This is a genomic window from Pseudomonas sp. PI1, assembly GCF_000812405.1.
Classification (GTDB): Bacteria; Pseudomonadota; Gammaproteobacteria; order Pseudomonadales; family Pseudomonadaceae; genus Pseudomonas; species Pseudomonas citronellolis.
Genome location: NZ_JWMC01000068.1, coordinates 1 through 10,377, shown reverse-complemented (window position 1 = coordinate 10,377; position 10,377 = coordinate 1). Strand labels below are relative to the sequence as shown.

The 10,377-nt window shown below is 67.5% G+C and carries 10 protein-coding genes; 9 read left to right on the top strand and 1 reads right to left on the bottom strand.

Annotated elements, in window-relative coordinates; genetic code table 11:
* Positions 1 to 509 precede the first annotated feature (509 nt).
* The 7 genes from RN02_RS22040 to RN02_RS22010 all read left to right on the top strand — a co-directional run bounded on the left by RN02_RS22040 (position 510) and on the right by RN02_RS22010 (position 8,054).
* Positions 510 to 1,361: a mechanosensitive ion channel family protein gene (locus RN02_RS22040; protein WP_043269128.1), complete on the top strand. Its 852-nt coding sequence runs from the start codon at positions 510 to 512 to the stop codon at positions 1,359 to 1,361.
* A gap of 278 nt (positions 1,362 to 1,639) precedes the next feature.
* On the top strand, positions 1,640 to 2,104 hold the full coding sequence (locus tag RN02_RS22035) for a GspH/FimT family pseudopilin (RefSeq protein WP_052267796.1): 465 nt from the start codon (positions 1,640 to 1,642) through the stop codon (positions 2,102 to 2,104).
* Entirely contained in the window at positions 2,101 to 2,634 is a 534-nt protein-coding gene (pilV, locus tag RN02_RS22030; protein ID WP_043268616.1) for a type IV pilus modification protein PilV, read from the top strand. The genes RN02_RS22035 and pilV overlap by 4 nt, the downstream gene beginning before the upstream one ends.
* Position 2,635: 1 nt before the next feature.
* The gene (locus RN02_RS31745; RefSeq protein ID WP_009613424.1) at positions 2,636 to 3,394 is read left to right on the top strand and encodes a PilW family protein; all 759 of its coding nucleotides are present in this window, start codon (positions 2,636 to 2,638) and stop codon (positions 3,392 to 3,394) included.
* A complete protein-coding gene (locus RN02_RS31740) occupies positions 3,391 to 3,975 on the top strand; it encodes a pilus assembly PilX family protein (protein ID WP_009613422.1) in 585 nt (194 codons plus the stop codon). The genes RN02_RS31745 and RN02_RS31740 overlap by 4 nt, the downstream gene beginning before the upstream one ends.
* Positions 3,976 to 3,984: 9 nt before the next feature.
* A complete protein-coding gene (locus RN02_RS22015) occupies positions 3,985 to 7,662 on the top strand; it encodes a pilus assembly protein (RefSeq protein ID WP_052267795.1) in 3,678 nt (1,225 codons plus the stop codon).
* Complete coding sequence (locus RN02_RS22010; protein WP_043316851.1) at positions 7,659 to 8,054, top strand: type IV pilin protein; 396 nt, start codon at positions 7,659 to 7,661, stop codon at positions 8,052 to 8,054. The genes RN02_RS22015 and RN02_RS22010 overlap by 4 nt, the downstream gene beginning before the upstream one ends.
* Here the strand turns inward: RN02_RS22010 and RN02_RS22005 are convergent.
* The gene (locus RN02_RS22005) at positions 8,051 to 8,638 is read right to left on the bottom strand and encodes a TIGR00730 family Rossman fold protein (protein ID WP_043316848.1); all 588 of its coding nucleotides are present in this window, start codon (positions 8,636 to 8,638) and stop codon (positions 8,051 to 8,053) included. The two genes, RN02_RS22010 and RN02_RS22005, sit on opposite strands and share 4 nt — an antisense overlap.
* 374 nt (positions 8,639 to 9,012) lie before the next feature.
* Between RN02_RS22005 and azu the strand changes: the two genes are divergently transcribed.
* Positions 9,013 to 9,459, top strand: a complete 447-nt coding sequence (gene azu / locus RN02_RS22000) for an azurin (protein WP_009613416.1) — start codon at positions 9,013 to 9,015, stop codon at positions 9,457 to 9,459.
* A gap of 103 nt (positions 9,460 to 9,562) precedes the next feature.
* Complete coding sequence (trhA, locus tag RN02_RS21995; RefSeq protein ID WP_043268620.1) at positions 9,563 to 10,195, top strand: PAQR family membrane homeostasis protein TrhA; 633 nt, start codon at positions 9,563 to 9,565, stop codon at positions 10,193 to 10,195.
* Positions 10,196 to 10,377 lie beyond the last annotated feature (182 nt).

The following is a 10,377-nucleotide window of genomic DNA, read 5'->3' as shown; positions in this document are numbered from 1 at the left end:
CTCTCCCGGAGGGAGAGGGGGCCGTTCGGCGTGGGCTGGAGGTTCGGCGTCAGCCTGTAGGAGCGGGCCCTGCCCGCGAAACGCGCGCAGGGGAATGGCGTGGGTGGGGCAGCGTAGGAGCGGATCTCATCCGCGAATCGCGCCGGTGGTTCCGGCTATCGTGGACAAGGTCCGCTACGATCTTGCGCCCTACGGGCAAGCGCTGTTCGTAGCCAGGTGTACCAGGACGACCTCGGATTCCCCACCCGCTCAGGACAGCCCCCTCTCCCGCTTGCGGGAGAGGGTTGGGGTGAGGGTGGTGCAGGAGAAACGCCGTCGTAGGATGGGTTGAGCGAAGCGATACCCATCACCAAGGCCGCATGGGTTTCGCAAGCTCAACCCATCCTACGAAAAGCGCCTCTGCGCAGCCGGCAAGTTAGTTGCTCCTGGCAACCCCACCCGCCGGGCAAGCCGCAAACGGCGTGCTAGCTTTTCCCTGGTCATTTCCCAATCAACGGATGGGCCAGGCCATGGGCGACACGAACATCGTCAACGTGGGTACGGAGAAGTTCAACGAAATCTGGTCGCTGGTGCAGCAGTACGCCCTGGCCTTCGGCATCAAGATCCTCGCCGCCATCGCCTTCTGGGTGATCGGCCGCTGGCTGATCGGCCTGGCGGTGGGCATGGTCGAGCGGGCCCTGGCCCGGCAGAGCGTCGACCCGACGCTGCTGCGCTACGTCGGCTCCTTCATCACCGTGACCCTCAACATCGTCCTGGTGATCGGCATTCTCGGCTACTTCGGCGTGCAGACCACCAGCCTGGCGGCGCTAATCGCCGCGGCCGGCGTGGCCATCGGCATGGCCTGGTCGGGGCTGTTGGCCAACCTCGCCGCCGGCGGCTTCATCATCGTCCTGCGGCCGTTCAAGGTCGGCGATTTCATCACCGCCGCCGGCGTCACCGGCACGGTCAAGGAGATCGGCCTGTTCTCCACCGCCATCAACACCCCGGACAACGTGCTGACCCTGGTGGGCAACAACAAGGTCTTCGGCGACACCATCCAGAACTACAGCCACAACCCCTTCCGCCGCGTCGAACTCAAGGCCCAGTTGTCCGGCGCCGCCGACTACGCGGCCGCCACGGCCCTGCTCAAGGAGCGCATCGCGCAGATCCCCAACGTGCTCGACGAGCCGCCGGTGGAGGTGGAGATCCTCGAGTTCAACCTGGTCGGCCCGGTGCTGGCGGTGCGCCCGTACTGCCACAACGACAACTACTGGCAGGTCTACTTCGACACCAACCGCACCATCAAGGAAGCCCTGGGCACCGGCTTCCCGGCGCCGATGCCGGCGCAGACCATCATCGTGCAGCAGCAATCCGCCAACTGATCGCCGCGCCACACACAGGGGCACCGCAAGGGTGCCCCTGGTGCTTCCGAATGCGTTTTCCTACGCCGTTGGGGATGGGCGGTCGTCAATCCTCGACAGCCGGTGAGTGCGCAGGAGCTTTCCTGCCGCCATAGGAAATTTCACCTTCCCGCGAGTGGGGAGGCCCCGCCGAAGCTGGCGATTCATCCTGCATATTCCCCCCGTCGACAAGCGCACCCTGGGTGGACCTCGACCGACGCTTCCCGCGCCGGTCGCCGTCTTCATCGCCCGGGGGCCCGATGCCACGCCATTCCCGTTTCGCCGCTTTCAGCCTGATCGAGCTGCTCATCACCCTGGCCGTGCTGGCCATCACCCTCGCCATCGCGGTACCCGGCTTCACCCAACTGGTACGCAGCCAGCAGGTGCAGGGCGCCGCCCAGGAGCTGTATGCGCTGCTGCTCTATACCCGCAGCGAGGCGGCCAGCCGCGGGCGCTCCGTCACACTGAAGCCGGCCCAGGGCAGTACCTGGCGCGGGACTCTGACGGTGACGGCCGGCAGCACCAGCCTGCGGCAGGTGACGCTGCGTGATACCGTCGTCCTGGCCAGCGCTGCTAACAGCATCGTCTTCCGCGCCGATGGGCGCCTGGGCGGCAACGCGACCTGCATCAGCATCTGCCCGGCCGTGGACGGCGCGACCTGCCAGCGCATCCGCATCCTCGCCAGCGGGCAGATAGCCTTGCCGGCCAGTGGAGGCTGCTCATGAGGGCCGCATGCGCGGGCGTCGGCCTGATCGAGGTGCTGGTGGCGCTGCTGGTGCTGACGGTGGGCGGCCTGGGCATGCTCGCCCTGCAGTCGCAGGCGGTGCAGAACACCCAGGCGGCCATCCTGCAGGGCAACGCAGTGATGCTCGCCCACGACCTGCTGGAGATGATGCGCAGCAACCGCGACGCGGTGCTCGACGCGACGGGGCAATTGAACGGCGAGTCGAAGTATTTCAAGGCCGAGAAGTCCGTCTTTCCAGCCATACCAGACAACTGCGGGACACGGCAGCGCGGTAGCGGTGGCGACGGCGTCGCCACCGCCGACCTCGGCTGCTGGCGTGGCCGGATCGAGCGCTTGCTGCCGGTGACCGCGGACCTCCTGACGAAGGAGTTCGCGGTCTGCCGCAGCGCTTCGGGCGAAGCCTGTTCCGACGCCGGTTCCCTGGTGATGATCCGCGTCGCCTGGGCCGACAAGCGTTCGAAAATGTGCGACGGGGGCGTGTGCAGCTACGTGCTGCGCGCGGAGCTGTGAAATGAGAGCCTCCCATCTGCAGCATGGCCAGCGGGGCCTGTCGCTGGTCGAACTGATGGTGGCGCTGCTGCTCGGCAGCGTGCTGATCATCGGTGTCACCCAGTTGTTCCTCGACCAGAAGCGCCACGCCCAGTTCCAGTTCGGCCAACTGGCCAACCAGGGCAATGCCCGTTTCGCCACCCACTCCATCGAGCGCCTGGTGGCACGCGCCGGCTACCGGGCCAGGCCCCAGGCGCAAATAGCCGAGGAAGCCTTCCCGGCACGGGGAGCCGTCCATGGCTGTCCGGCTTTCGCCGCCGGGCAGACGCTGGCCCTGGCCCAGGGCAACAGGAGCGCGGCCTTGTGCGTGCGCTACCAGCGTGGCCTGGAGGCGCAAGAGGCGGACTGCAGCGGCGCGTCGCTGCCTTTCTCGACGAAACCGCTCAACGTGGTCGCCCACCTGGCGCTGGACAGCAACGCCGGAAAGCTGACTTGCACTTCCTTCGTCGAAGGGGGAAGCGGCCCCGGTTCCGCCAGCGTGCTGGTCGAGGACATGGTGGATTTCAGCTTCCAGCCGCTGGCCGACAGCACCGAGCAAGTACAGCAGGTCGGCCTGTACCTGCTGTTCGCCGGCAAGGGCGGCCAGGGCGACGGCATCGTCAGCGGGGTGCGCAACGACTGGCAGGCGCTGAGTGGCCGAGCCCCCGCCATCGCCGCCAGCGACACCCGTCCGTTGCAGATCGCCTTCGCCGCCATCGCCCAGAGGAACCTGAAGCCATGAATGTCCGTGCAAGCGCAACGGCCCAGGGCGGCGCCGTGCTCGTCGTGGCGCTGGTCATGCTGCTGCTGATGACCGTGCTGGCCCTGTCCGGCATCTCCGCCAGCCAGTTGGAGTTCCGCCTGGCCGGCAACCGCGCGGAACAGGTGCGCGCCTTCAACGCGGCCGAATCGGCCTTGCGCAACGTCGAGCGGCGCTTGGCGGATATCGCCGGCGGCGACGACCTGCGCGGCGCCAGTTGCGCCGGGCGCCAGGGCCTCTGCGTGCTGCAGGTGGACAGCGTGCGGCGCGTCGACGAGCAGGGCGCCTGGCAGTGGAGCTGGAGCAGCGATCCGGGTGCGTGGTGGGGAAAGGCGCAGAACGCCATCGACTACCGCGGCGCCGACGGCCAGAGCGGCTTCGACCGGACGCTGCGCCAGCACGCCGCCTACTTCGCCAGCGATGGCGACGGCCTGAACCTGGGCAACCTCGACGAGCCGCAGCTGCGCACCGACTACTACTACGCCGACGTCTATGCCGGGAGCGATGACGGGCGCACGCCGGTGCTCCTGCAATCGGTCTTCGCCCGGCGCTACGTGAACTGAGGAAAACCGATGAGCCTTCGCCGCCACTACCCCCGTCTCTTCCTCGGCCTGGCAGCGGCCTGGCTGGCTATGCCGGCGAGCGCCGATAAGCTGCACATCAGCCAGCAGCCGCTGTTCCTCAGCCAGACGGTGGCGCCGAACCTGATCCTGACGATGGACAGTTCCGGCAGCATGCACATGGCTTACGTTCCCGATGCCATCGGTAAGCACGCCGATAGTCGTCGAGCCAAGGCGGCCAGCTACAACCCGATGTACTACAACCCCCAACTGACCTACCGGGTGCCGAAGCAGGTCACCTTCAGCAACGGTCGACTGACGGTGCGCGAATACCCCGTCAGCCAGGGCGGTGGTTTCGATTTCACCCGGGTCAGGCGTAACGGCTTCGATGAAAGACGCGAGACGATCGACCTGGCCAATGAGTACCGGGTGACCTGGCGTTATTCTCCGGATTCGTCGAGCGATCTCGAGCAGACGAAGAATCCCGAAAGCGACTTCAAGCGCAGCGCTTCGCTGTCCACCGGGCAGACCTGGGATGGTGACCTCGCTCCCGGCCTTAGGCTGGAGATCAAGCGCACGGGGTGGTTCTCGTGCGATGGGCATCTCAACGGCAGGTGGGTTCCCTGTAGTTACAATGTGCTCGCAGGCACCTCCACGGTGGACCTTACCCAGCATGGTGTGCCGGCCTACTACTACAGGTTCGACGCGAGCCTGAGCGGCTGCTCGGCGTCCTCGACCGACGACAAGTGCTACAAACTGGTCAAGGTCGGCGCGAACTCCGGCCCGAACGGCGAGGACGAACGGGAGAACTTCGCCATCTGGTACGCCTTCTACCGCAACCGCGCCCTGGCCACCCAGAGCGCCGCCAACCTGGCCTTCAACAGCCTGCCCGAGTCCATCCGGCTGACCTGGCAGGATTTGAACGGCTGCAGCCAGCTCGACGGGCAGTGGGGGTGCAACGGCATCAGCTACAGCGGTGGCAACCCGTTTCGTCCATTCGCCAAGAAGCACCGCGCGGATTTCTTCCACTGGCTGTCGAGCGTCAGGTTCAGCGGCGGTACGCCTCTGCGCCAGGCGCTGGACCGGGCCGGCAAATTCATCGCCGACGAGGACGGCCCAGCCTACGACTTCGAGCCCGGCGGCAAGAAAGAGCCGAAATTCACCTGTCGCCCCAGCTATCACCTGATGATGACCGATGGGCTGTGGAACGGCAGGGCGGGCTCGGTGGGCGGCAACGTCGATGGTAGTGGCAGGACGTTGCCGGACGGCGCTCACTATGCGGCCCGCTCGCCCTTCAAGGACGGGGCGAAGAACACCCTGGCCGACCTGGCCTTCCACTACTGGGCCACCGATGCGCGCACGGACCTTGCCAACGAGCTGAAGCCCTACGTTCCCTTCGCCCAGGCGGATGCCACCCGGCAATACTGGGACCCGCGCAACAACCCGGCGACCTGGCAGCACCTGGTGACTTTCACCATGGGCCTGGGCCTGGGGCACTCGCTGCTCAGCCCGCAATGGTCCGGCGGCACCTTCGAGGGGGCCGGCTACCAGGGCCTGGCCAATGGCAGCATCGCCTGGCCGCCAGCGAGCTCCGATCATGAAAACAACGTCTACGACCTCTGGCACGCGGCGATCAACTCCCGCGGCGAGTTCTTCAGCGCCGAGGACCCGCAGCAGATGGTCGACGCCTTCGCCAGCATCCTCTCGCGCATCGTCAACCGTGCGGCCTCGGCGGCGCGGCCGGCGGTGGCGGCCGGCGAGGTGAAGGACCAGGCGCATGTCTACGTCGCCTCCTTCTCCAGCGAGGACTGGAGCGGCGACCTGGTCAAGTACCTGCAACCGGCGAACGCCGGCCGGCAGCAGCTGTGGAGCGCCAAGGCGCTGCTCGACGCGCGCAAGAACCCGCGGCGGGTACTCATGGGCAAGGGCAAGAGCCTGGTGGACTTCGCCTGGAGCAACCTCGACAGCGGGCAGCGGCGCGTCTTCAACCAGACGCTCTCCGGCGACCAGGACTCCCGCGGCGAAGCACGCGTACAGTACCTGGCCGGCAAGCGCGACCTCGAAGGGAGCGAGTTCCGCGTGCGCGGCGGGCTGCTCGGCGACATCGTCAACTCGGCGCCGCTGCTGGTGACGGCGCCGTCCCGCCCGGCGCTGCCGCGCGACCGCCTGGAAAGCCCCGACAATGACGGCCTGAGCAGCAGGGACGACGCCTACAGCGAATTCAAGGCGGCGCAGGCCTCGCGGCGCAGCATGATCTACGTCGGCGCCAACGACGGCATGCTGCACGCCTTCGACGCCGAGACCGGCGAAGAGGTCTTCGCCTTCGTGCCCCGTCCCGCCCTGGCCGGCATGTACCGGTTGACCGATCCGCGCTACACCATTGCGGAGCATCGCTACCTGGTGGACGGCCCCCTGGTCGCCGAAGACGTGTTCTTCGACGGCGCCTGGCGCACCGTGCTGGTCGGCGGCCTCGGCGCCGGCGGCCGTGCGCTCTTCGCCCTGGACGTCACCGACCCGCAGCAGCCGAAGCTGCTCTGGGAGATCGAAGGCGGCGCCGGCCCGTTCGCACGCCTCGGACATACCCTGGCGCGCCCGGTCATCACCCGCCTGCACAGCGGCCAGTGGGCGGTGCTGGCGGCCAACGGCTACGACGGCCTGCAGGACATGGCGGTGCTCTACCTGATCGACATCGCCACCGGCTCGCTGCTGCGCGAACTCAACGTGAGCCAGGGCGGCGATGCCGCCAACGGCCTGTCCAGCCCCCGCGCCGCGGACATGGACGGCGACGGCATCGTCGACCACGCCTACGCCGGCGACCTGCTCGGCAACCTCTGGCGCTTCGACCTCTACAAGGCCACCAGCCAGGGCGGATATGGCGGCCCCGACTCCGCCAGCGCCTCCGACTACCGGGTCGGGCTGGCCGGCCGGCCGCTGTTCCGCGCCCGCCTTGCCCCTCTTGCTCCGAGCAAAGAGGGCGAGGTACAGCCCATCACCGCGGCGCCCTGGCTGGTCCGCCATCCCTCGGGCCAGGGCGTGCTGGCGCTGCTGGGCACCGGCAAATACTTCGAGGTCCACGACGCCGAGGCCGACACCAGCCGGGCGATGAGCCTCTACGGCATATGGGACCGGCTGGTCGCGGGAGAGCAGGGCGGCAACGACTCGACGGTGACGCGCAGCAGGCTCCAGGCCCAGGAGTTCACCAAGATCGCCGACAGCTACCGAAGCCTCAGCAGCAACCCGCTGGCCTGGGCGCCCGTTGCGCAGAAGCCCGGCGCGGGCGGCAACGGCGTGCATGGCTGGCTGCTGGACCTGCCGAAGACCGGTGAGCAGGTCGTCGCCGACCCGGCCAGCAGCGGCCGGCTGGCCTTGTTCGCCACCCTGACGCCGAACGCCGACCCCTGCCAGGATGGCGTCAGCACCTGGCTACTGGCGCTCAACCCCCTGACTGGCGGGGCGCCGCTGACGGACGCGCTGGACTACAACAACGACGGCGTGGTCGATGCGCGGGACCGTGACGACGGCAACAAGGTCGCAGGCATGCTGCTCCCCGGCGGCCTGGGCGGGGCGTCCCTCGGCTTCGACCTGTCTAGCGGCCTGGGTGTCGCCCACGGCAGCGAAGGGGCGGTGCGCTTCTACGACGGCATCCGCCCGGGCCGGCAGAGCTGGCGCCAGATGGAGGCATCGGAATGAGCGGGCAGCGGGGTTTCAGCCTGCTGGAGCTGATGATCGCCGTGGTCATCGTCGGCATCCTGGCCAGCGTCGCCTATCCCAGCTACGTGGAATACGCGCGGCGTTCCGACCGCGCCGAAGGCCAGGCCCTGCTGATGGAGGCGGCGGCGCGCCAGGAACGCTTCTTTGCGCAGAACCGCCGCTATATGGTGGACAATAAAAAAATCGCCTCTCTCGGCCTGCAGGCGACCTCGCGCAATGGGCGCTACGTCCTGACGCTGTCGGCCGGTGAAGATGGCGATGGTGGCTACCTGCTGAAGGTCACGCCAAAGCGCAACGACCCCCGCTGCGGCCCCCTGACGCTCAACGCCCTGGGGCAGCGTAGCCCGGCCACCGCCGAGTGCTGGCGCTAGGTCGGCGCGCGGTCGACCCACTTGGGCGCGGCCAGGGGCTTCCAGGCCTGCAGGGCGTCGATCAGTTCGGCCGGGGTGGCGCCGCGCTGCAGCATCTGGCGGTGTTCCGCACGGACGAAGCGCTCCTGCACCAGGTGGTCGAGGAAGCTCAGCAGCGGGTCGTAGAAGCCGTTCACTTCCAGCAGGCCCAGGGGCTTGGCGTGGTAGCCCAGCTGGCCCCAGGTCCAGACCTCGAAGAGTTCCTCCAGGGTGCCCAGGCCGCCGGGCAGGGCGATGAAGGCGTCGCTCAGCTCGGCCATGCGCGCCTTGCGCGCGTGCATGCCGTCGACCACTTCCAGGCGGCTCAGGCCCTTGTGGCCGATTTCCGCCTCTTTCAGGCTCTGCGGGATGATCCCCAGCACCTCGCCGCCGGCGGCCAGGGCGGCATCGGCCACCATGCCCATCAGGCCCACGGCGCCGCCGCCATAGACCAGGCGCAGGCCGCGCTCGGCGATGTGCCGGCCGAGGCTCTCGGCCGCTTCGCGGTAAATGGGGCTGGCACCGGGGCTGGCGCCGCAGAATACGCAGATGGAACGCAAGGTCATTGTCTGGAACTCCGTGACCGTCAAAACGGTCGTCAGAGTAACTGCTGCGTGTCCGCGCTCCAAGCCGCCATGGCCGACCTAGCCGCCGCAGGCGCCCTGGGCATAGCACGCGAGGACTTGCTGAAAAATTGTATACATGTTTGTATCCGATTTGTCGTGCATGGCGACGCTCTCCGTCAGGCATCCGTGACGGTCTATGCTGGACGGGGCGCGCTAATTTGCCTCGTTGAAAGTTCGTATCAGCCTGATAGAACTGCATGCTGGCAAGACTATGGCGCCGCCCGCACCGAATTGACCTGGATCAGCAGGCGCCGCCCGACTATCGGGCAGTCTGCCGTTCCGGATTCTCCGCCCAACCTGCCCAGGAGGCTCGTATGTTCCACAAACTCGCTGCTGTCACCCTGCTCGGTCTGTTCAGCGCCCCGCTGCTGGCTGCCGAATGCTCGGTGGACATTCAAGGCAACGACCAGATGCAGTTCAACACCAACGCCATCAGCGTGGACAAGAGCTGCAAGACCTTCACCGTGAACCTGTCCCACCCCGGCGCCCTGCCGAAGAACGTCATGGGCCACAACTGGGTGCTGACCACCGCCGCCGACATGCAGGGCGTGGTCGCCGACGGCATGGCCGCCGGCCTGGACAAGAACTACCTGAAGGACGGCGACACCCGCGTGATCGCCCACACCAAGATCATCGGCTCCGGCGAGAAAGACTCGGTGAGCTTCGACGTCTCCAAGCTCAAGGAAGGCGAGCAGTACATGTTCTTCTGCAGCTTCCCGGGCCACTCGGCAATGATGAAGGGCACCCTCGCTCTGAAGTGAGTTCGTCGCTTCGTACGAAAGCCCGGCTTGCAGCCGGGCTTTTTCGTTTTAACTTATCCTGGTAGGCGACCCGCCGTGCCTGGGTCGCGTCAGGGGGGAGAACGTGTACCACGGTGAACGATTCAATGCCTGGACCCACCTGCTCGGCGCCGTGGCGGCGCTGGTGGGCGGCACCTGGCTGGTGATCGCCAGCAGCCTGCTCGGCGATGCGCTGAAGATAGTCGGCGTCTCGGTCTACAGCGGCAGCCTGCTGCTGCTCTACAGCGTCTCCACCACCTACCACAGCGTGCGCGGGCGGGCCAAGGCGATCCTGCGCAAGCTCGACCACCTGTCGATCTACCTGCTGATCGCCGGCAGCTACACGCCCTTCTGCCTGGTGAGCCTCAAGGGCGCCTGGGGCTGGACGCTGTTCGGCATCGTCTGGAGCCTGGCGGTGCTGGGCATGCTGCAGGAGCTCAAGCCGCGCTCCGAGGCGCGGGTGCTGTCCATCGTCATCTACGCGGTGATGGGCTGGATCGTGCTGATCGCCCTGGGCCCGCTGTACCGCGCCCTCGGCCCGGGCGGCCTGGCCTGGCTGGTGGCCGGCGGGGCCAGCTACACCATCGGCATCCTGTTCTTCGCCTACGACGAGCGCTTCCGCCACTGGCACGGCATCTGGCACCTGTTCGTGATCGCCGGCAGCCTGCTGCACTTCATCGCGGTGTGGCAGTACGTGCTGCCGGCGCGGGTGGCATAGAAGCGGAATACCGTGTCCCCCGGCAACCTGTAAGCGGGCCCTGCCCGCGAAATCGCGCGCAGGGCGCGCTCCTACATGGAATGACGCGGGTGGGGCAGCGTAGGAGCGGATCTCATCCGCGAATCGCGCCGGAGGTTCCGGCTAATCGCGGACAAGGTCCGCTCCTACGGGGGAGGAATACC

Bases quoted from the DNA above. Each gene is read 5' to 3' on its own strand.
- RN02_RS22040 (WP_043269128.1), top strand. From the start codon at position 510: ATGGGCGACACGAACATCGTCAACGTGGGTACGGAGAAGTTCAACGAA.
- RN02_RS31740 (WP_009613422.1), top strand. From the start codon at position 3,391: ATGAATGTCCGTGCAAGCGCAACGGCCCAGGGCGGCGCCGTGCTCGTC.
- RN02_RS22035 (WP_052267796.1), top strand. From the start codon at position 1,640: ATGCCACGCCATTCCCGTTTCGCCGCTTTCAGCCTGATCGAGCTGCTC.
- azu (WP_009613416.1), top strand. From the start codon at position 9,013: ATGTTCCACAAACTCGCTGCTGTCACCCTGCTCGGTCTGTTCAGCGCC.
- RN02_RS31745 (WP_009613424.1), top strand. From the start codon at position 2,636: ATGAGAGCCTCCCATCTGCAGCATGGCCAGCGGGGCCTGTCGCTGGTC.
- pilV (WP_043268616.1), top strand. From the start codon at position 2,101: ATGAGGGCCGCATGCGCGGGCGTCGGCCTGATCGAGGTGCTGGTGGCG.
- RN02_RS22005 (WP_043316848.1), bottom strand. From the start codon at position 8,638: ATGACCTTGCGTTCCATCTGCGTATTCTGCGGCGCCAGCCCCGGTGCC.
- RN02_RS22010 (WP_043316851.1), top strand. From the start codon at position 7,659: ATGAGCGGGCAGCGGGGTTTCAGCCTGCTGGAGCTGATGATCGCCGTG.
- RN02_RS22015 (WP_052267795.1), top strand. From the start codon at position 3,985: ATGAGCCTTCGCCGCCACTACCCCCGTCTCTTCCTCGGCCTGGCAGCG.